At 68.5% G+C, this 21,603-nt stretch carries 17 protein-coding genes; 13 read left to right on the top strand and 4 right to left on the bottom strand.

The genetic code is table 11. The features are described 5' to 3' along the window. From VHA82_RS06780 to VHA82_RS06745, 8 genes are all read left to right on the top strand, one after another. A partial coding sequence (locus VHA82_RS06780; RefSeq protein ID WP_325541752.1) for an AMP-binding protein occupies positions 1 to 2,104 on the top strand: 2,104 nt, incomplete at its 5' end. A gap of 25 nt (positions 2,105 to 2,129) precedes the next feature. Further along, a complete protein-coding gene (locus tag VHA82_RS06775) occupies positions 2,130 to 4,058 on the top strand; it encodes an AMP-binding protein (RefSeq protein ID WP_325541750.1) in 1,929 nt (642 codons plus the stop codon). Continuing rightward, entirely contained in the window at positions 4,046 to 4,822 is a 777-nt protein-coding gene (locus VHA82_RS06770) for an enoyl-CoA hydratase/isomerase family protein (RefSeq protein ID WP_325541748.1), read from the top strand. Before VHA82_RS06775 ends, VHA82_RS06770 begins: the two co-directional genes overlap by 13 nt. Positions 4,823 to 4,831: 9 nt before the next feature. Continuing rightward, positions 4,832 to 5,800, top strand: a complete 969-nt coding sequence (locus VHA82_RS06765) for an ABC transporter permease (protein WP_325541746.1) — start codon at positions 4,832 to 4,834, stop codon at positions 5,798 to 5,800. Between the two features lie 49 nt (positions 5,801 to 5,849). Continuing rightward, complete coding sequence (locus tag VHA82_RS06760; RefSeq protein ID WP_325541744.1) at positions 5,850 to 6,863, top strand: sugar ABC transporter substrate-binding protein; 1,014 nt, start codon at positions 5,850 to 5,852, stop codon at positions 6,861 to 6,863. Positions 6,864 to 6,885: 22 nt separating this feature from the next. Next, on the top strand, positions 6,886 to 9,066 hold the full coding sequence (locus VHA82_RS06755; RefSeq protein WP_325541742.1) for an ABC transporter permease: 2,181 nt from the start codon (positions 6,886 to 6,888) through the stop codon (positions 9,064 to 9,066). Next, positions 9,067 to 10,329, top strand: a complete 1,263-nt coding sequence (locus tag VHA82_RS06750; RefSeq protein WP_325541740.1) for a strictosidine synthase — start codon at positions 9,067 to 9,069, stop codon at positions 10,327 to 10,329. Beyond that, complete coding sequence (locus VHA82_RS06745; RefSeq protein ID WP_325541738.1) at positions 10,326 to 11,822, top strand: sugar ABC transporter ATP-binding protein; 1,497 nt, start codon at positions 10,326 to 10,328, stop codon at positions 11,820 to 11,822. Before VHA82_RS06750 ends, VHA82_RS06745 begins: the two co-directional genes overlap by 4 nt. A gap of 451 nt (positions 11,823 to 12,273) precedes the next feature. On the opposite strand, the gene VHA82_RS06740 is transcribed toward VHA82_RS06745, so the two are convergent. The 4 genes from VHA82_RS06740 to VHA82_RS06725 all read right to left on the bottom strand — a co-directional run bounded on the left by VHA82_RS06740 (position 12,274) and on the right by VHA82_RS06725 (position 15,343). Beyond that, positions 12,274 to 12,690, bottom strand: coding sequence for an RNA-binding S4 domain-containing protein (locus VHA82_RS06740; RefSeq protein WP_325541736.1), 417 nt, complete (start codon positions 12,688 to 12,690; stop codon positions 12,274 to 12,276). Further along, complete coding sequence (locus tag VHA82_RS06735) at positions 12,691 to 14,103, bottom strand: sensor histidine kinase (RefSeq protein WP_325541734.1); 1,413 nt, start codon at positions 14,101 to 14,103, stop codon at positions 12,691 to 12,693. Next, positions 14,100 to 14,789, bottom strand: a complete 690-nt coding sequence (locus tag VHA82_RS06730; protein ID WP_325541732.1) for a response regulator transcription factor — start codon at positions 14,787 to 14,789, stop codon at positions 14,100 to 14,102. Before VHA82_RS06730 ends, VHA82_RS06735 begins: the two co-directional genes overlap by 4 nt. Before the next feature lie 68 nt (positions 14,790 to 14,857). Next, positions 14,858 to 15,343, bottom strand: coding sequence for a hypothetical protein (locus VHA82_RS06725; protein ID WP_325541730.1), 486 nt, complete (start codon positions 15,341 to 15,343; stop codon positions 14,858 to 14,860). Between the two features lie 178 nt (positions 15,344 to 15,521). Here VHA82_RS06725 and VHA82_RS06720 point away from each other — a divergent pair, with 178 nt between their 5' ends. The 5 genes from VHA82_RS06720 to VHA82_RS06700 all read left to right on the top strand — a co-directional run bounded on the left by VHA82_RS06720 (position 15,522) and on the right by VHA82_RS06700 (position 21,548). Beyond that, complete coding sequence (locus tag VHA82_RS06720) at positions 15,522 to 16,475, top strand: tripartite tricarboxylate transporter substrate binding protein (protein ID WP_325541728.1); 954 nt, start codon at positions 15,522 to 15,524, stop codon at positions 16,473 to 16,475. A gap of 167 nt (positions 16,476 to 16,642) precedes the next feature. Continuing rightward, on the top strand, positions 16,643 to 17,158 hold the full coding sequence (locus VHA82_RS06715) for a tripartite tricarboxylate transporter TctB family protein (RefSeq protein ID WP_325541726.1): 516 nt from the start codon (positions 16,643 to 16,645) through the stop codon (positions 17,156 to 17,158). A 1-nt stretch (position 17,159) separates the two neighbouring features. Next, a complete protein-coding gene (locus tag VHA82_RS06710) occupies positions 17,160 to 18,677 on the top strand; it encodes a tripartite tricarboxylate transporter permease (RefSeq protein WP_325541724.1) in 1,518 nt (505 codons plus the stop codon). A 68-nt stretch (positions 18,678 to 18,745) separates the two neighbouring features. Then, positions 18,746 to 20,218: a sigma-54 interaction domain-containing protein gene (locus VHA82_RS06705; RefSeq protein ID WP_325541722.1), complete on the top strand. Its 1,473-nt coding sequence runs from the start codon at positions 18,746 to 18,748 to the stop codon at positions 20,216 to 20,218. Between the two features lie 136 nt (positions 20,219 to 20,354). After that, positions 20,355 to 21,548, top strand: coding sequence for a substrate-binding domain-containing protein (locus VHA82_RS06700; protein ID WP_325541720.1), 1,194 nt, complete (start codon positions 20,355 to 20,357; stop codon positions 21,546 to 21,548). The last annotated feature ends 55 nt before the right edge of the window (positions 21,549 to 21,603 follow it).

The raw sequence follows: 21,603 nt of genomic DNA, 5'->3' as shown, positions 1-21,603 counted from the left end.
GACGCTCTACCACTACATCGCGACCAAGGAAGAGATCCTCTTCGAATGCGTGCAGCGCGGGCTCGACGCGCTGCGCGCGGCCATCGATGAAACGGCCGGGCGCGACATCGGGGGACGCGAGAAGCTGCGCGCGGTGCTGCGGCAGTACGCGGACATCGTCACGAGCGACTACGGGCTGTGCGTGATCCGGGTCGGCGAGGAGCCGCTTTCCGAGCCGCGCCGCCGCGAACTGCGCGCATCGAAGGCCCGCATCGAAGCCGAATTCCGCGGGCTCATCGAGCAGTCGATGGCGCTCGGCGCGGTCGCGCCCGGCGACGCGGCAATGGCCGCGTTCTCGGTGGTGGGCGCGCTCGGCGGCATCGGCCGGTGGTACCGCCCCGAAAACCCGGGCGCGCACAGCCTGGCCGACGCGATCGACCATTGCGTGGAGATGCTGATGCGCGGCGTGCTCGCGGCGCCACGCGCGCCGTTCGACGGCGAAGCCGCGCCGGCGCCGGGGGCGGCGGCGCGGCGCGCGACGCGGCGCGAAGTCCACTTCGACAACCGGATCGTCCGCTGCTTCGTCGAGCGTCCACGCAATCTCGCTTCGATGCTCGCGGCCACCGTGCAGATGCGCGCCGACGGCGAAGCGCTCGTCTGCGAAGGATTGCGCCTCACTTGGCGAGAACTGCACCACGCCGCGACGCGCATCGCGGGCGGGCTCGCGCAACGCGGCGTGCGCCCGGGCGACCGCGTCGCGCTGCACCTCGGAAACAGCCCCGAATTCGTGATCGCGGCGCTCGCCTGCGCTTGGCTCGGCAGCGTGCTCGTGCCGATCGACGAACGCGCGCGCGGCCCCGAGCTCGAACATGCGCTGGCCGATTCGGGCGCGGCCGCGGTCGTGGGGGCCGGTTCGCTCGCTTCGCTCCTGCCGCCGCCCGCGGCACTGCCGCAACTGCGGCTGCGCTTCACCACAGAAGGCAAGGCCGCGCCGGGCCTGGAGCTCTGGCGCGCGCTGATGCAGGCCGAGCCGCTCGCGCAGCCGCACGACGCGCGCGAAGAGGAACTCGCGGCGCTGCTCTACACCTCGGGGACGACGGGCCGCCCGAAAGGCGCGATGCTCACGCACCTGAACATCGTGCATTCGGTGCTGCACTACATCGACGCGATGGAGCTGGGCACCGCGGACCGCAGCCTCGTCGCGGTACCTCTGTGCCACGCCACGGGCCTCGTCGCGCAGCTCTATACCGTGCTGCAGTGCGCGGGCACGATGGTGCTGATGCGCCAGTTCAAGGCCGCCGAGTTCGTGCGGGTCGCGGCGCGCGAGCGCATCACCCACGCGATCCTCGTGCCCGCCATGTACAACCTGTGCCTGCTTCTGCCCGACTTCGCCGCGCACGACCTGAGCGCGTGGCGCATCGGAGCCTACGGCGGCGCGCCGATGCCCACCGCGACCATCGAGGGCATCGCGGCGCGCCTGCCGCGGCTCACGCTCATGAACTGCTACGGCGGCACGGAAACCTCTTCGCCCGCGACCATCATGCCGCGCGGGCAGACCGCTTCGCACCCCGACAGCGTGGGCGTGCCCGTGCCGTGCGCCGACATCGCGATCGTCGACAACCAGGGCCGCGAGCTGCCCGCGGGCGAAGCGGGCGAAATCTGGATCGCCGGGCCGATGATCGTGCCCGGCTACTGGCGCAACCCGGAGGCGACGGCGCAGGAGTTTCGCGGCGGCTACTGGTGCTCGGGCGACATCGGCAGCCGCGACGCCGACGGCTTCGTGCGCGTGCTCGACCGCAGGAAGGACATGATCAACCGCGGCGGCTTCAAGATCTACTGCGCGACGGTGGAAAGCGTGCTCGCCGGGCACGCGGAAGTCGTCGAGTCGGCGCTCGTGGGCGTGCCGTGTTCCGTGCTCGGCGAACGCGTGCACGCGTTCGTGTGCGTGCGAACGATCGGCGAGGCGACGAGCGCCGCGGCCTTGCAGGCCTTCTGCGCGGCGCGCATCGCCGACTACGCCGTGCCGGAGACCTGGACCATCGGCACCGCGCCCCTGCCGCGCAATGCCGACGGCAAGATCATGAAGCGGCTGCTGCGCCAGGGCCTCGCGCCCGCGCTCGCCTGAGAACCCGAGCAAGAAGGCGGCGGCGATGCGGCAGCACACGCTCAAGACCACGCGAGCCGTTCGGCCGGTGCTCACGATCGCCGACGTCGCCGCGATCGAGGCCGAGCCCTACGACGACGTCGTCACCGCGCGCAACATCCACGACCTCTTTCGCGCGACCGCGCTGCACGTGCCCGATCGCCAGGCGCTCACCGTGCTGCGCAGTGAAGACCCGCGGGACGTGGGCGTGTCGCTCACGCACGCCGGGCTGCTGCGCGAGATCACGCGTTCGGCCAACATGTTCCGCTTCCTCGGCATCGCGCCGGACGCGGGCGCGGTCGCGTTCCTCGCGCCGACGCTGCCGCAATTGCCCGCCTTGCTGCTCGGCGCGCAGGTGGCCGGCGTGGCGAGCACGCTCAACTACCTCCTGGGCGTCGATGCGCTCGCGGATCTGCTGAATGCGCAGCGCGCCACGGTGCTCGTCGTGCCAGGCCGCTCGCTCGACGAAGCCTGCTGGCTCAAGGCGCAGGCGTTGCCGAGCCGAGTGGAGTCGCTGAGGCGCGTGCTGGTGATCGGCGCGGACACAGGTGCGGGTGTGGGTGCGGGTGTGGGTGCGGGCGAGGCCGATGTCGACGCCGCTTTGAGCGGACATCGGGCCGACGCGCTCGACTTCGAACCCACGTCCGACCGGCACACGGTGTGCGCGCTGTTCCATACGGGCGGCACCACCGGACGGCCGAAGATCGTGCGGCTCACGCACGGCAACCAGATCCACGGCGCCTTCGGCTTCGCGCAGGTGTACGGCTACGACGAGCACGACGTCATCGTCAACGGCTTCCCGTTCTTCCACGTGGGCGGCACGATCACCGCGGGGCTTTCCATTCTCTCGGCGGGCGGTCACGTGGTCGTGCCCTCGCCGTATGCGCTGCGGCCGGCGCCGGTGGTGAAAGGCTACTGGAAGATCGTGGAACACTTCGGCGCGACGACGGTCAGCGGCGTGCCCACGTCGATCGCCGCGCTCACGAATGCATGGGTGAGCGGCACGGATGTCTCGCGCGTGCGAATGGCGGTGACCGGCGGCGCCGTGCTGCCCAAGGCCATCGGCAGCCGCTTCGAGGCGGTGACCGGCATACGCCTTTTCGAAACCTACGGCATGACGGAGTCGGCGGCGGCCATCGCTTTCAACCCGGGCCGTGGCGAGCCGCTGGCCGGCAGCGTCGGCTTTCGCGCGCCGTATTCGCGAACGCGCATCGTGTCGCTCGACCCCGCGAAGCCGGGCGCGTGCGGCGCGAACGAAAGCGGGCTCGTGCAGGTGCGCGGTCCGCAGGTGTTTCCGGGCTACCTCGATGCGGCGCAGGACGCGGGCACGCTCTCGGCCGACGGCTGGCTCGACACGGGGGACGTGGGCTACTTCACCGGCGACGAGCGGCTCGTGCTCACCGGACGCGAGAAGGACCTCATCGTGAGAAGCGGCCACAACATCGATCCGGCCGCGATCGAGGATGTCGCGAACCGGTTCGAGGGCGTGCAGATCAGCGCGGCGGTCGCGATGCCCGACGAATACGCGGGTGAAGTGCCGGCGCTCTTCGTCGTGCCGCAACCCGGCGCGGCGATCGACCTCGCGGCGCTGGGGCGCTATCTGGAGGCGAACGTGCACGAGCCCCCCGCGCGGCCGCGCAGCGTGCTCTTGCTCGACGCGCTGCCGCTCACGGCAGTGGGCAAGATCTACAAGCCCGCGCTCCGCGACCTCGCGATTCAGGAGAAGGTGCGGCTGGAAGTCGGGCGCATCTGCGGACCAGATGCGAAGGCGCGAGCCGAAGTCCGGCTCGACGCATCGCGCCGCACGCGGGTCGACGTGGCCGTGTCGGGCGGCACGCCCGCGCAGCTGGACGCTCTGGCGCAAGCATTGCGCGCGCTGCCGCAAACCTACGCGGTCACACCGGCGCGAGAAGGGGAGGGGCCGTGGAACACGTGATGCTTCACATTCACGACGGCATCGCGACGCTCACGCTGAACCGCCCGGACAAGCTGAACGCCCTGTCGCGCGGGATGATGCGCGCGCTCGATGCGAGGCTGGACGCCGTGGCCGCCTGCGCGGGCCTGCGCGTGGTGCTGCTCGCCGCATCGGGCCGCGCGTTCTCGGCAGGCGGCGACCTCGTCGAATTCGAGGCATCGCTGCGGTCGGACCCGGCACGACTCCTTTCGGACCTCCGGTTCAACCAGCACGTGATGCAGCGCATCGAATCGCTCGCGGTCCCGGTGATCGGCGTCGCCCAGGGCCTCGCGGTCGCGGGCGGGCTCGAGTTGCTGCTGTGCTGCGACCTCGTGCTGGCAGCCGAAGGCGCCCAGCTCGGGGACGGCCACGCACGCTACGGCATCGTGCCCGCGGGCGGCGCGACGGTGCGGCTCGCCGAACGCATCTCGCCCGCGCGTGCCGCGCAGCTCTTCTTCACCGCGACGCCGGTGGATGCCGCGACGCTGCACGCGTGGGGCCTCGTGAACGAGGTGCTGCCCGCGGCGCGGCTCATGGACCGCGCGCACGCGCTCGCGCAGCAGATCGCGCTCGCGAGCCCCGAGGCCGTGGCGCACATCAAGGCGCTCACGTCGAACACGCCGCGCGCAGCCGAACGGCAGCGGCGTTTCGAAGCCGAGCTGGAGCACTTCGCCGCGCACATCGGCGGCCACGATCTCGCGCGCGGGCTCGCGGCCTTCGTGGCGAAGCAGGCACCGAGCTATTGAGGCCCCACGATGAAGCGAGTCCGGGCCACGCAGGAAACCATCGTCTTCGCGATCTTCATCGCGATGGCGGGCGGCTTCGCGCTTTTCCTGCCGGGCTTCGCCCGGGTGGACAACCTTCTCACGCTCGTGCAGAACGTCGCGATCCTCGGCATCCTCGGGCTCGGCATGGCGGTGGTCGTGATCGGCCGCGGCATCGACATCTCGATGATCGCCGCGCTCGCGGTGCCCTCGGGGCTCCTGCTGCAGATGGTGGCCGAAGGCATGCCGCTCGCCACGGCGATTCCGCTGGCGGTCGGCATGGCGCTTCTCTTCGGCCTCATGAACGGCTGGCTCATCGCCTATGCCGAAGTGCCCTCGCTTTTCACGACGCTCGCGTCCGGCCTCTTTCTCGCCGGGCTCGGCCAGGTGCTTTTCACGCTCGAAGTCGTGCAGTGGCCCGTGAGGCTCGATCCGATCGCGTGGTTCGGCCGCGGCAGCGTCGCGGGCCTGCCGACGCCGGTCGTGATGTTCGGCCTCACGGCAGCCGCCGTGGCGATTTTCCTGCGGCGCCTGCGCGCGGGCGCGTTCATCTATGCGATCGGCGACAACCCGTTCGCGGCGCGCGCCACGGGCTTGCCCACACGGCCCATCGTGGCGCTCGAATACGTGATCGCGGCGCTCATCGGCGTCTTCGCGGGCATCGTGATGGCGGCTTCGGTGAACAGCATGCCCACGCGCATCTACAACTCCACGCTGATCTACGACGTCGTGCTCGTCATCGTGCTCGGCGGCATCGGTCTTTCGGGCGGGCGCGGCGGCGTGCTCAACGTCGTCGTGGGCACGCTTCTGATCGGCACCATGCTCAACGGCATGACGATCATGGACATCTCGTATTCGGTGCAGAACATCATCAAGGGCGTCGTGCTCCTGGTGGCGATCGTGATCGACTCGATCCTCAACCCGCGCAACGAGGAAACCGCCCAGCAGGGCGACATCTGAAACGCGCACTTCAGCCAAGACCCAAGGAAATCACACAGGAGACCGCACCATGAGACCTCTTCGCAAGCTGGCCGCCGCCGTGCTGGCCGCAGGCCTGTCGCTCGCCGCCGCGAGTGCCGCGTTCGCCCAGGGCAAGGGGCTCGACGAGCCGTTCCGTGCGGGCTACAAGAAGTCGCTCGCCGGCAAGACGGTGGGCTTCATCCCGGTCGCCATGGGCTTCGACCTGGCCGAGGGATGGTTCGCCGGCCTGAAGGCGCAGCTCGAGCCCGCGGGCATGAAAGTCGTCGTGCGCGACCCGAACTGGAACACCAACGCCGGCGCGCAGGCCTTCAGCGCGCTCATCGCGGAGAAGCCCGCGGTCATCGTGATCCACAACCCCGACGTGCAGACCTACGCCAAGCTCATCAAGCAGGCGGAAGACGCGGGCATCTACGTCGTTCAGATCAACATGCGCTCCACGCAGCCGTCCACCGCGTTCGTGGGCGCCGACTGGGTGGACGTGGGCGAGCACGATGCGCAGGCCGTGGTCGACGCGTGCAAGGGCAAGAGCAACAAGATTGCCATCGTGCAGGGTGCACCGACCGCCGCCGCGAGCGCCTATACGCTGAAGGGCGTGGAGAACGTGCTCGCGAAGAATCCGCAGGTGAAGGTGGTGAGCAACCAGGCGGCCGACTGGGACGCCGCGAAGGCGAAGGCACTCACGCAGACGGTGCTCAAGCAGCATCCCGATCTGTGCGGCATCGTCGGCTTCTGGGACGGCATGGACATCGGCACGGCCGCCGCGATCAAGGAAGCGGGCCTCACGGGCAAGGTGTTCCTCGCGACCTCCGGCGGCGGCGAGCAAAAGGGTGCGTGCGACCAGGTGAAGTCGGGCGCATTCGATCTCGACATCAGCTACGACGTGCCCACGCAGGCGAGCAACATGGCCGCGATGATCAAGTGGCTCGTGCAAGGCGGCCTGAAGCCGGGGGCCGCGAAGCAGAACATCTACACGACGCTGATCCCGCTCACGAAGGACAACGCCGCCAGGGACGGCAGCTGCTGGAAGCTCACGGCCAAGTAGGCGGACGACCAGGCGCCACGCGTTGAACCACGCCGCCGACCCGACGCTCGAAGCCCCGCCGCCACCGCGCGCGGCAGGGGCCGAGCCGCTCGCGGAAAAGCTCGCGCGCTGGCGCCATCGCTGGTGGCCCGACCACTGGCTGGGCGAGATTCTTTCCAAGCGCTGGACGGAGACCGCGATTCCGGTCGTGCTGCTCGCGATCGTGCTCATCGCATCGAGCCGGCTGATCGCGAACTTCTGGACCGCCGAGGCACTGGCCGGAACACTGCGCCAGGCGGGCGAGATCGGCTTCGTCGTGCTGGGGCTCGGGCTCGTGATGATTGCGGGCGGCATCGATCTGTCGGTGGGCTCGATGTTCGCCCTCACGAATTTCGCGGCGCTCATGATGGTGCACGTGCTCAAGTGGCCCGTGGCCGTGGCGGTCGTGGGCACGCTCGCGACCGGCGCGGTGCTGGGCGCGGTGAACGGCGCGCTGATCGGCCTCCTGCGGCTGCGCGCCTTCCTCACGACGCTCATCACGCTCATCATCTTCCGCTCGATCTACGAACTGCTGAGCCTCGAATACTCCACCGAGATCGCGGGCAACCTGCCGGATTCGGCGGTGTGGGACTTCCTCGGCAACGGCACCTTCGCGGGTGTGCCGACGGTGGCGTGGGTCTACGTCGTCGTCGCGATCGCCGGGCACATCATGCTTACGCGGCTTCGCATCGGCTGGCACATTCTCGCGATCGGCGGCTCGCGCCGGTCGGCGTTCAACAACGGCATTCCCGTGCGCCGCACCGTGGCGCTCTGCTACGTCGCAAGCGGCATGCTCACGGCGGTGGGAGGCCTCTTCTTCGCGTCGCGGCTCGCGACGGCGGGTGCCGACATCGGCGTGGGCATGGAAGTGCTCGTGCTCACGGCCGCGGTGCTGGGCGGCATCAGCCTGGGCGGCGGGCGGGGGTCGGTGACCAAAGCCGTCGTGGGAACGCTGATCGTGCTGCTCGTGACCAACGGGCTCACATCGCTTTCCGCGCCGGGCGGCGTGACGCGCATGGTGCTCGCCGGCACGCTGCTCGCCGCGGCCGTGATCGACGTGCGCTGGCTGAAGAACCGGCAGCGGATCATCAGCAAGGTCTACGTGAGCCCGACGTACCATGCGCTGCCGCCCGCGCCGGATTGCAGCGAGGCAAGCGGCACGCCTTACGCGCTCAACAACAAGCTGCGCGACGTGACGCTGATCGGGCTCGGCCGCATCGAGGCGCCCGAAGACGTGATCCTCGACCGCGACGACAACCTCTACGCGGGTTCGCGCCACGGCGACATCATCCGGTTTTTCGCGCCCGACTACGAGCGCATGGAAGTCTTCGCGCATATCGGCGGCCAGCCGCTCGGACTCGCTTTCGACTGCGACGACAACCTGAACGTGTGCATCGGCGGCATGGGTCTTTACCGCGTGACGCCGAAGCGCAAGGTGGAACTCGTCACGGACGAGACGAACCGCAGCCTGAGCTCGATCAACGACGACAGCCGGCTGCGTCTGGCCGACGACCTGGACATCGCGGATGACGGACGCATCTTCTTTTCCGAGGCGACGGTGCGCTACGAGATGCACGAGTGGCCGGTCGATGGCCTGGAGGCGCGCGGCAACGGCCGTATCGTCTGTTACGACCCGCGCGACGGCAGCACGCGCACGGTGCTGCGCGATCTGAAGTTCCCGAACGGCATCTGCATCGCAAGCGACGGGCAGTCGATCCTGTTCGCGGAGACCTGGGGCTGCTGCATCAAGCGCTGGTGGTTCGACGGTCCGCAGAAGGGCCGGGTGCAGATGCTCATCGACGGGCTGCCGGGCTATCCGGACAACATCAACCTCGCTTCGGACGGCAACTACTGGCTCGCGCTCGTGGGCATGCGCTGCCCCGCGTACGACCTCGCGATGCGCATGCCGGGTTTTCGCAAACGCATGGCGCGGCGCGTGCCGCTGGACGAATGGATGTTTCCGAACATCAACACGGGCTGCGTGCTGAAGTTCAGCGAGAAGGGCGAGGTGCTCGAGACCTTCTGGGACCTGGGCGGGCAGAACCACCCGATGATCACGTCGATGCGCGAGCATCGCGGATACCTGTACCTGGGCGGGATCTCGAACAACCGCATCGGCCGCTATGCGCTGAGCGGGGCGGACCCGAATTTCGTGCAGTACGAGAAACGATGGGGGAGGCAGTAGATGCTTGCGACGCTGCGCGAATGGCGCGACGAACTCCTCGGGCGCGGTCGCGCCGCGATCACGGTGCCGGTGATGGACGGTGCGTTGAAACCCAATCGCGCGCTCGACGAGGCGAGTGTCGTCGCCGAACTGCCCGGCCTGGACGACATCGCGAGCAACGGCGATCAGCTCTATGCGAGCGCGGGCGCGGCGTTGTGGCGGCTGGAAGGCGAGACGCTTTCCGAGTGGCGGCGCTTCGACGGGACCGTGACGGCGGTCGCTTTGTCGGGCGAGGGCAAAGTCGCGGTGGCGCTCGAGGGCCGCAGGGTCGTGGTGCTGCATGAGGATGGCGCGGAGATCGCGCGGCTGGACGCGTCCGAAGCGAATTCGGACGTCCCTCCCGGCCGTCATTCCACGCTCGCGGCGCATGCGGACGTCCCTCCCGACCGTCCTTCCACGCTCACGGCGCATCTGGACGCCCCTCCCGGCCGTCATTCCCGCGAAAGCGGGAATCCAGCGACTTTCCGCCGCGCGCAACGCCACTGGATTCCCGCGTACGCGGGAATGACGGCGGGGGGAGCGATGAGCGTGAACGCGCTGGCATTCGACGGCGAGGACGCCCTCGTCGTCTCCGACGGCTCGCAGCGCTTCGCACCGGCTCAGTGGTGTCACGACCTGATGACGCAGGGCCGCAGCGGAAGCGTTGCGCGATGGCGCTTCGCGACCTCGCAAGCGGACATGATCGCGCAGAACCAGCGCTACGCATTCGGCGTCCTCGCGCAAGACGGCGGCGTGCTGCACAGCGAAAGCTGGCACCACCGCGTCATGCGAACGGACACCGGAGGGACACGGTCTCTCATCGCCGACTTGCCCGCCTATCCCTCGCGCATGGCCCCGGCCTCGGGCGGCGGCTTCTGGCTCACCTGCTTCGCGTGCCGCACGCAGCTCGTTGAATTCGTGCTGCGCGAAGACGCTTATCGCGAGCGCATGATCGCGCAGATCGATCCGCGCTACTGGGTCGCGCCCGCGCTGTCGTCGGGCCAGAGCTTCCTGGAACCGTTGCAAGGCGCGGGCGTGAAGCAGATGGGCGTGCTCAAGCCCTGGGCGCCACCGCGTTCCTATGGTCTCGTGCTCCGCGTCGCGGCCGACGGCCGCATCGAACGTTCGCTGCACAGCCTCGTGGACGGAAAGCACCACGGCATCACCGCGGCGGCGGAATACGGCGGCGCTCTTCACGTCGCATCGAAGGGCAGCGGCAGGCTGCTGAAGGTGGCCTTGTCGTGACCGACATCCTGCTCGAGCTTCGCGAGGCGACCCGCAAATACGCCGGCGTGCCCGCCATCGACAGTGTCGACTTCACGCTGGAGCGCGGCGAGATCCACGCGCTCGTCGGGGAGAACGGCGCGGGCAAGTCGACGCTCACGAAGGTGATGGCGGGCGTTGTCACGCTCACGAGCGGCCAGATGCTCGTGGATGGCGAGCCGGTGTCGCTCACGACGCCGCTCGAGGCGCGGCACAAGGGCATCGCGATGGTGTTCCAGGAAACGAGCCTCGTGCCGACCATGACGGTGGCGCAGAACCTCTACCTCGGCCAGGAAGCGTTCTTCAATCGCCTGCGCGGCGTCTACATCTCCGCGCAGCAGTTCCTGCAGTCGCTCAACTTCGACGTCGATCCCACGGCAACGGTCGCGATGCTCGGCGCCGCGAAGAAGCAGATGGTCGAGATCGCGCGGGCGGTGCTGCAAAAGGCACGCGTCATCATCTTCGACGAGCCGACCGCGAGCCTCACGCCGGAGGAGAAGAAGTACTTCTTCGACCTCGTCTTCAGCCTGAAGGCGCGCGGCGTCTCGGTGGTCTTCATCTCGCACGCGCTGGAGGAGGCGCTTTTCCTCGCCGACCGCATCACCGTGCTGCGCGACGGCCGCCGCGTGGTGACGGACCTGAAGGAGAACTTCGACCGCGCGCGCATCGTGCGGGCGATGGTCGGGCGCGATCTGTCGCAGACGCTCTACGGCCAGCGCAAGACGACCGTGCGGCCGCCGGGCGAATGCCTGCTTTCCGTGCGCAACCTGCGCATGTCGAGCGTCGTGAAGAACAATTCCCTGTCGGTCTTCGCGGGCCAGGTGACCGGCGTCTTCGGCCTCGTCGGGGCGGGCCGCACGGAGACCTTCAAGGTCGTCGCGGGCCTCATCAAGCGCGATTTCTTCCACGGCGGCGAGGTGCTGCTCCGAGGCCGGCCCGTGCGCTACCGCGTGGGCCGGCAAGCGGTGCGCGACGGCATTGCCTACATCACCGAAGACCGCAAGCTCGAAGGCTTCTTCGAGACGATGTCCATCGCCGGGAACATCTACATGGGCCTGCTCGGCAAGCTGGGCGGCGCGTTCAGGACGGTGTCGAAGGCGCGGGCCGACGAGGTGGGACGGCGCTTCAGCGAGCTTCTCAACGTGCGCGCGCTCGGCAAGGACATGCTGGTGATCGAACTCTCGGGCGGCAACCAGCAAAAGGTCGTGATCGCGAAGTCGATGGTGCAGCAGCCCGACGTGATCATCTTCGACGAGCCCACGCGCGGCGTGGACGTGGGCGCCATCACCGAGATTCACGCCGAAATCAATCGGCTGGCCGATGCGGGCAAGGCCGTGGTGGTGATCTCATCGTATCTGCCCGAAGTGATGGCGCTCGCGGATCGCATTCTCGTGGCGAAGCAAGGCAAGGTCGTGGTGGAGTTTTCCGCCACGGAGGCGACTCAGGAAGGCATCATGTACGCGGCGATCCACTGAGAGGCCGCGCGGGGCCCTTGTCGTGGCGCGCTCGCTCGCCGGTTCGCCGCTTCTGCTTCTGCTTCTGCTGGCGCGGACGACCGGCTGCATGTCGCGCGTGCCCGTTCGCATCGGCGGTGAGCCCGTAGGAGGCCGCCGTGACGGCCAGAATCCTGGGCACCCGCTGAAGAATCGACACCGTCCTGTTCTCGCTCATCTCTTGTTCTTCCCTGTCTCGTCCGCTCTCGAGCCGATCTTTTCATCCGCTTCGCGGCGCTTCCGGTCCGGTTCGCCGGCTCCGTTTCCCTGTCGCCTTTGCCTCGATGGCTTGTGTGACTGCGATCGCACCGAGTATGGTCGCCGGGGGTGACCCCGTGGTGACAGGAGCCTGCCAAAGGACGAGTCGGACGGCGCTGACGCGCGATCAGGCGGCGGACATCGGAGCCATGAGCCTTCGGAGCGGCCGTGCGGCTCATTCGTCGTCGACCGACGCGCTCCAGCGGTCGCCCCATCCGCGCTGCGCTTCGTCGAGGTCGCGGCGACCCCGCTTGGTGGGCCGGCCGTGCTCGATGGCCTGCGCGGGTTCGGGGGCGAGCTTGCGCCTTTCGAGCGCCTCGGCTCGCGCCTTCAGGCTCTCGGGCGTCTCTTCATAGAGCTGCTGCGCGACGGGAGCGGGGCCCCGCACGTGCGCGAGTGCCTTGACCACCACCGTCCGCGTCAGGCCTTCGCGCCGCATGGCAACGACGTCGTCCACCTTCACCTCGCGCGCGGGCTTGGCTTCCTGGCCGTTGACGGTGATCCGTCCCTTTCCGATCTCTTCGGCCGCGAGCGTGCGCGTCTTGTAGAAGCGCGCGGCCCAGAGCCACTTGTCGATGCGAAGCCGTTCCATTCAGGAAGCATTTTCCGCCAGCGGCAGGCGCACGGTGGCATCGAGCCCCGCAACGCGGCCGTGCTCGATCCGATTGTCCAGCTGGATCGTGCCGCCGAGCGCGCGCACGATCTCCTGGCAGATCGCAAGGCCCAGTCCCGAGCCGCTCATCACGTCGCCCGCCGAAAACGGCTGGAAGAGCCGCGGCTGCAGCTCGGCCGCGATGCCGGGTCCGCTGTCGGCGATCACGAGCACGGCGAAGCCGCGATCCACGCTCAGGCGCACCGTGAGCGGCGCGCCGCTTCGCGTGTGCTTGATCGCGTTGTGCAGCAGGTTGCGCGCGAGCTCGGTGAGCATCCAATCGTGCGCGCGGATCGGCGCGGGCACGGTCGCGATCTCGAAGTCGATGTCCTTGTTCGCGATGAGGGGCGAGAGCTCGATGGCGATCACCCGCGCCACCAGCGCGAAGTCGCTCACCTCGGCGCCCGGCTGCTGCCTGAGCTGCTCCACCTTCGCGAGCGACAGCATCTGGTTGGCGAGCGCCGTCGCGCGTTCCACCGTCGCGTTGATCTCGCCGAGCGCCTGCGCCGGCTCGACGTCGCCCCGGAGCGCCGACTGCACCTGCACCTTCAGCACCGCAAGCGGCGTGCGAAGCTGGTGGGCCGTATCGCGCACGAAGCGCTTCTGGTTGTCCAGCAGGTGGGCCAGGCGCGTCATCACCGCGTTGGTCGCGTCCACGAGCGGCTGCACTTCGCGCGGCGCGCCGCCCGTGGCGATCGGCGTGAGGTCGCCTTCGGGGCGCGCCTCGAGCTCGCGGCTCAGGTGCCGCACGGGACGCGTCACGAACTGCACGACGAGCACGACCACCACCGCGATCACCGCGACCAGCAGCGCCTGCCGCAGGAGCGTGCCGAGGAGGATCTGCTGCGCGAGCGTTCGCCTGAGCTCCAGCGTTTCCGCGACCTGGATCACGGCCATCGCGCGGCCGTTCGCGCTCGACACCGGCTGCAGGAGCACCGCGACGCGCACGGTGCGGTCGGCGTAGCGGTCGTCGTAGAAGTCGACCAGCGCCGCATACGGACCGTGCGTCGGCAGCGTCCCCTGCCAGAAGCGCAGGTCGCCGTAGCCCGAGACGAGATGGCCCTGCAGGTCCGAGACGCGATAGACCATGCGGCTGCGGTTGTCGGCCTCGAACGCTTCGAGCGCGGAGTACGGCACCGTCGCGCGCAACTGCGCCCGCTCGTCGTAGCCGTCGACGTCGAGCTGGTCGCCGATCACCTTCGCCGAGGCGAGCAGCGTGCGGTCGTAAGCCGTGTTGGCGGCGGCGAGCGCGCCGGTGTAGAGGCTGTAGCTGTTGAGGGCGATCACGAGCAGCACCGGCACGAGGATGCCCACCAGAAGCCGCCGCCGCAGTGATCCTCCCGCGATCGTCATTCGGCTTTCAGCAGGTAGCCGAGTCCGCGCAGCGTGGCGAGAGACACCCCTGTCGGGGCCAGCTTCTTGCGCAGCCGGTACACCACGACTTCGATGGCTTCGTATTGCACGCCGGGTTCGCCCGCGAACACGGCTTCGAAGAGTTTTTCCTTCGTGACGGCATGGCCGGGCCGCGCGAGGAGGGCGGCGACGAGCGACGATTCGCGCGGGGTGAGTTCGAGCACGTCGTCCCGGAAGTACACCGCGCCGCTCGACTTGTCGTAACGCAGCGAGCCGAGTCTGAACGAATCGCCGTTGGCGGTGGCCGAGGCGCCCGCGCCCGCGCCCGCGTGCCGGCGGCCGAGCGCCTTCAGGCGCGCCTCGAGCTCATCCAGATCGAAGGGCTTGGGCAGGTAGTCGTCCGCGCCGGTGTTCAGGCCGAGGATGCGGTCGCCCACGGTGCCGCGGGCGGTGAGGATCAGCACGGGCGTCCTCATGCCGGCCGCGCGCGCTTCCTGCAACACATCGAGCCCGTCGCGCCGCGGCAGGCTCAGGTCGAGCATCACGACGTCGGGTTGCGCGGCGCGCCACGCATCGAGCGCCCGGCCGCCGTCGGCGCACGAGGTCACGTGAATGCCGCGCCGCCCGAGCGCGCGTTCGAGCGTCGTGCGCATGGAGGCGTCATCCTCGACCAGCAGGACCTTCATCGGGGCGAGAGCTTAAACCACGCCCCGGGTGGTTGCGCCGCGCGCGAGGAAAGGTCGAGAGGGCTGGTCTAGGACTCGTGCACGCGAACAAGGCCATCGAGCTTGGCGAGCAGGGGCTGGGCCATCATGCCGAGAATCGACTCCTTCGGAGCGAAGGCGATTCCCGCTCTGAGTTCCATGACCTGGTCGTGCGGCATCGAATCCGCCGCTTCCTTGACGCACTCGTCGAGGACTGCGGGACCATCCACGCCGTCGGGGTGCGGCAGCTGCAGCAGCGCCAGAAACGGCTCGCCGGCACGATCCTCGTCGATTTGCCCCGTTCTCCAGGTGCGGATCGTGTCGAGCACGCTCCGGATGATGGGTTGCATCGCCTGTTTCAATTGCGCCCGCGGGTCGGCGGGCGCCTCGGCGGGGTGCTGCGGTGCGGTCGCGCGCACGCCTTCGGACTCGGTCGGCTGCACGGCATGGCCGTTGATGGCAGGCTGGCACTCCGAAGCATCGAAAACCGACCAATGCATTGCCGTGTTCGTCGTGATGGTGGTGGTGGTGGGCATGATTCGTCCTGGATGGGGTTGGGGTACGCGAGTGGGTAACCATGGGTACGAATGGGTTCCATCGGTTCGCGGCAAAACCGTTCCTCCGTACTTTCCCCAACCATCCGGACAGCCGATTGACAGCCGCACGGCGCATCATCCCGGGCTGAACGATTTCAAACGACAAGGAGACCTTGCCATGCGTCGAAACGATTTCCTGAAGACCCTGGCCGCGCTTGCCGCGGCGGGGGCGCTGCCGCTTGCCGCGCGTGCGGCGGCGAACATCAAGATGATGATCCCCGCCAACCCCGGCGGCGGCTGGGACACGACCGGCCGCGCGCTCGGCAAGGCGATGATCGAAGCCAAGACGGCCGACAGCGTCACCTACGACAACAAGGGCGGCGCCGCGGGCGCGCTCGGCCTTGCGCAGTTCGTGGGCGGCAGCAAGGGCGACCCGAATGCGCTCATGGTGATGGGCGCCGTGATGCTGGGCGGCATCATCACCGGCAAGCCGCCGGTGAATCTCTCGCAGGCGACGCCCATCGCGCGTCTCACGAGCGAATACAACGTGTTCGTGCTGCCGGCCAATTCGCCGTTCAAGACGATGGCCGACGTGGTGGCGCAGCTGAAGAAGGACCCCGGCAGCGTGAAGTGGGGCGGCGGCTCGCGCGGCTCCACCGAGCACATCGCCGCGGCGATGATCGCGCAGCGCGTGGGGGTCGATCCGTCGAAGATCAACTACGTGGCTTTCCGCGGGGGCGGCGAGGCGACCGCGGCCATCCTGGGCGGCAACGTGACGGTGGGCGGCAGCGGCTACAGCGAGTTCGCGGAGTACATCAAGGCCGGCAAGATGAAGCCGATCGCCGTCACGTCGCCCCAGCGCCTGAACGGCGTGCCGACGCTGAAGGAGCAGGGCATCGACGTGGAGATCGGCAACTGGCGCGGCGTGTACGGCGCGCCGGGCATCACGGCCGCGCAGCGCAAGGCGCTCACGGACGCGGTGCTCGCCGCGCTGAAGACCAAGTCGTGGCACGAGTCGCTCGAGAAGAACGACTGGACGCCGGCCGTGATGTCGGGGCCCGCGTTCGACAAGTTCGTGGACGACGAATTCGCGAGCCTGCGCGCGACGATGGTGAAGGCTGGGATGGTTTGAGGGGTGGCTTTCGTCATTGCCGCGAAGGCGGGAAGCCGGGACCGTTGGGGGCTGTGGAAGCCTCTGGATCCCCGCTTTCGCGGGGATGACGGGGGTGGCGGGGATGACGGGGGTGGCGGAGAGGACGGAAATGACGGAGCGCGACGTTGCAGCGCCGTGGAGGAGACATGACCCAGGACACTTCAGCAACCCGCGTCCAGACGCTCGTCGGCGCGGGCATCATCCTCACGGGCGCCGGCCTCGCGGCCGGCGCGGTGGGCATCCCCTCCAACGCCGGCTATAGCGGCGTCGGGCCCAACTTCCTGCCGTGGCTCGTCGCGATCTCGCTCATGGTCTGCGGCGCGCTCATCGTGCGCGAGGCACGCACCGGGGGCTTTCGCCAGCTCGAGACACCGAGCGGCGGCGAACGCATGTGGTGGCCGGGCGTCGTGTGGGTATCCGCCGGCTTGCTGCTGAACGCCGCCCTCATCACGACCATCGGCTTCATCCTGAGCTGCACGCTGTGCTACGTGCTCGCGGTGCAGGGCCTGCGCCGTGCGCAGGGGCAGTCGGGCACCAGCACGCCACGTGTGCTGGCAATCGACGTGGCGACGGGCTTCCTGATCGCCGCGCCCGTGTTCTGGTCGTTCACCCAGTTCCTGGCCATCAACCTGCCGGGCCTCACGTCCACCGGCTGGATCTGACATGGACATCTTCAATTCCCTGCTGCACGGGTTCGGCACGGCGCTGAGCCTCGCCAACCTGATGTGGGCCTTCATCGGCTGCGTGCTCGGCACGGCCGTGGGCGTGCTGCCGGGCATCGGCCCCGCGGTGGCCGTCGCGATGCTGCTGCCCATCACCGCCAAGGTGGACGTCACCGCGTCGATGATCTTCTTCGCGGGCATCTACTACGGCGCGATGTACGGCGGCTCCACCACCTCGATCCTGCTCAACACGCCCGGCGAGACCGCGAGCATGGTGACGGCGATGGAGGGCAACAAGATGGCCAAGAACGGGCGCGCGGGCGCGGCGCTCGCCACCGCGGCCATCGGCTCGTTCGTCGCGGGCACGATCGCGACCATCATCGTCACGCTCTTCGCGCCGACCGTCGCCGACTTCGCCGTGAAGCTCGGGCCACCCGAATATTTCCTGCTCATGGTGCTCGCGTTCACCACCGTGAGCGCGGTGCTCGGCCAGAGCACGCTGCGCGGCATGACGTCGCTCCTCCTCGGCCTCGCGCTCGGACTCATCGGCCTCGACCAGATCTCGGGCCAGGCGCGCTACACGGGCGGCATTCCCGAGCTGCTGGACGGCATCGAGATCGTGCTCGTCGCGGTGGGCCTCTTCGCGGTGGCGGAAGTCCTCTACTACGCGATGTACGAGGGCCGCGAAGTCGAGACGCGCAATCCGATGAGCAAGGTCTACATGACCGCGCAGGAGTGGAAGCGGTCGATCCCGGCGTGGCTGCGCGCCACCGCCATCGGCGCGCCGTTCGGCTGCATTCCCGCGGGCGGCACGGAGATTCCAACCTTCCTCAGCTACGCGGTCGAGAAAAAGCTCGCCAAGGGCGAGAACAAGGGCGAGTTCGGCACCGTGGGTGCGATCGAAGGCGTGGCCGGCCCCGAAGCCGCGAACAACGCGACGGTGACCACGGCGCTCATCCCGCTGCTCACGCTCGGCATCCCGATCTCCAACACCACCGCCATCCTGCTGGGCGCCTTCCAGAACTACGGCATCCAGCCGGGGCCGCAACTCTTCACGACGTCGGCCGAGCTCGTGTGGGCGCTCATTGCTTCGCTCTACATCGGCAACGTGATGCTGCTCATCCTGAACCTGCCGATGGTGAGCATCTGGGTGAAGCTGCTGAAGATCCCGAAGCCGCAGCTCTATGCGGGCATCCTGATCTTCGCGACCGTGGGTGCGTACGGCATGCGCCAGAGCGCCTTCGATCTCGTGCTGCTGTGGGGCATCGGCCTTGCGGGCGTGCTGATGCGCCGGTTCGATTTTCCGACCGCGCCTGTCGTCGTCGGCATGATCCTCGGGCCGCTCGCCGAAGCGCAGATGCGCAACGCGCTGTCGATCGGCGAGGGGAGCTGGACGGTGTTCGTCGAGCGGCCGATGTCCATCGGCCTGATCGTCGTCATCCTGGCCGTGGTGCTTGTGCCGCGGCTGTTGAAGCGGCTCGGCAGCAAGGTACCTCACCCGGAGGGCGTCGAGGCCTAGTGCAGTGTTCGACGCCAATGGGCACTAACCCCACCGCAAGCGGCTCGCCGCGCGGCGACAATCGCACGATGACCGCAGACCCCGCGCTGCCGCTCGACGGCCAGCGCATCCTCGAACTCGCTGCCCGCTCCATGTTCGACCTCTTCGCCAACGCGAGCGAAGGCATGCTGCTGGTCGACCGCGACGCGCGCGTGGTGTGGATCAACGACCAGTACAAGCGCTTCCTGCCCGCGCTCGGCTTCGAGCGCGCGGAGGATTTCGTCGGCCACTCCGTGAAGGAGGTCGTGCACAACACGCAGATGGACCGCGTGATCCGCACCGGCAAACCGATCCTGATCGACCTGCTCACCAACAAGGCGGGCACCTTCGTCGTGAGCCGCATCCCGCTGCGCGACGAGGGGGGCCAGGTGATCGGTGCGCTCGGCATCGTGCTCTTCGACCATCCCGAGACCACGCTGCAGCCTCTCATCCACAAGTTCGCGGCGCTGCAGCGCGACCTGGACGACGCGCGCCGCGAACTCGCGACGCAGCGGCGGCACAAGTACACGCTCGCGAGTTTCATCGGCACGAGCCCCGAGGCGACGGAGGTGAAGCGCCGGGCGAGGCGCGCCGCGACTTCGTCGAGCCCGGTGCTGCTGCTCGGCGAAACCGGCACGGGCAAGGAACTGCTCGCGCACGCGATCCACGCGGCGTCTTCGCGTTCGAACGGGCCGCTCGTGAGCGTGAACATCGCCGCCGTGCCCGACACGCTGCTGGAAGCCGAATTCTTCGGCGTCGCACCGGGCGCCTACACGGGTGCGGACCGCAAGGGGCGCGACGGCAAGTTCAAGCTCGCCGACGGCGGCACGCTCTTTCTCGACGAGATCGGCGACATGCCGCAGTCGCTGCAGGCGAAGCTCCTGCGCGCGCTGCAGGAAGGCGAGATCGAGCCGCTCGGCTCCAACAAGGTCGTGCGCTTCGATGCGCGCGTGATCGCGGCCACGTCGCGCGATCTCGCGCAGCTCGTGCGCGAGGGCCGGTTTCGCGAAGACCTCTATTACCGCCTGAACGTCCTGCCGATCCGCGTGCCGCCGCTGCGCGAGCGGCGCGAGGACATCCCGGCGCTCGTGGAAGTGCTCGTGGAGGAGATCGCGTCGCGCAACGCGAGCGGCCCGCTCGAGCTCGACACGGATGCGATGGCGATGCTGCGCGCGCAGACCTGGCGCGGCAACACGCGCGAGCTGCGCAACGTGCTCGAACAGGCCGCGATGCGCGGCGACTCGCATCGCATCGGCACGACCGAGCTGGAAGCCGTGCTGCGCGAAACGGGCATCGAACGGTTGCCGCCGCTGCCGCCCGCGCCGCGCGCCCCGGCGGCCGACGCGAAGGACCTTCTGCGGCCGCTCGGCGAACAGGTCGCCGAGCTGGAGCGGCAGGCGATCCAGGCCGCGCTCGCGGCCACCGGCGGCAACAAGCTCGCCGCGGCCCGGCTGCTCGGAATTTCCCGAGCCAAGCTCTACGAGCGGCTCGATGCGTTGCCTGAGTTTCAGACAATTGTCTGAGCTTCGAACAGGCGAAGTGTCTGGAATGCAGTCATATCGACTCGCCCGTTGTACCCCATCCTTTTGAAATCAATGACTTGTCCGCTGGCACGCGCCGTGCTTGACGGATTGTGCAGTTCTTAACTGAGGAGACACCATGCACCGCCGTACCTGGGTTGCCCTGATCGCGCTGGCTTCTGCCGCGCTGGCTTCGCCGCTCGCCCTGGCCCAAGCCAAGGACATCAAGATCGCGCACGTCTACAGCCGCACGGGCCCGCTCGAGGCCTACGGCAAGCAGACCCAGACCGGTCTCCTGCTGGGCCTCGAATACGCGACCGGCGGCACGATGGCCGTGAACGGCCGCAAGATCACGATCATCGAAAAGGACGACCAGGGCAAGCCCGACCTCGGCAAGTCGCTCCTGCAGCAGGCCTATTCGGACGACAAGGTGGACCTCGCGATCGGTCCGACTTCTTCGGGGGTTGCGCTCGCGATGCTGCCCGTGGCCGAGGAATACAAGAAAGTGCTGCTCGTGGAGCCCGCGGTCGCCGATTCGATCACGGGCGAAAAGTGGAACCGCTACATCTTCCGCACGGGCCGCAACAGCTCGCAGGACGCGATCTCCAACGCGGTCGCGCTCGACAAGCCCAACACCGTGATCGCGACGCTCGCGCAGGACTACGCCTTCGGCCGCGACGGCGTGAAGGCGTTCAAGGAAGCGGTCCACACCGCCAAGATCGTCCATGAGGAATACCTGCCCGCCAACACGACGGACTTCACGGCCGGGGCGCAGCGCCTGATCGATGCACTCAAGAACCAGCCGGGCCGCAAAGTGATCTGGATCATCTGGGCCGGCGCCGGCAACCCGTTCAAGATCGCCGACCTCGACTTGAAGCGCTACGGCATCGAGATCGCCACGGGCGGCAACATCCTGCCCGCGATGGTCGCCTACAACCAGTTCCCCGGCATGGAAGGCGCGAGCTACTACTACTACGCGTTCTCCAAGAACCAGCCCAACCTCTGGCTCGTCACGAACCACTACACGCGCTTCAAGAGCCCGCCCGATTTCTTCACGGCCGGCGGCTTCTCCGCGGCGATGGCGATCGTGACGGCGCTCAAGAAGACGGGCGGCGACACGAACTCCGAAAAGCTGATCTCCGCGATGGAAGGCATGAGCTTCGACACGCCCAAGGGCATGATGACCTTCCGCAAGGAAGACCACCAGGCGATGCAGTCGATGTATCACTTCCGCGTGTCGCCCGGCGCGCGCGTCGGCGCGATGGCCGACCTGCACCTGGTGAAGGAGATCAAGCCGAGCGAGATGAACGTGCCGATCCGCAACAAGCGGTAGGCGGCTTTGGCGAGTGTGCGCGTCTTGTCCCCGAGCCCCGAGCCCCGAGACCTTG

It is taken from the genome of Ramlibacter sp. (genome assembly GCF_035548915.1).
GTDB lineage: Bacteria > Pseudomonadota > Gammaproteobacteria > Burkholderiales > Burkholderiaceae_C > Ramlibacter.
The sequence above is the reverse complement of the archived record's forward strand: the minus strand, read 5'-3'. Positions and strand labels throughout refer to the sequence as shown.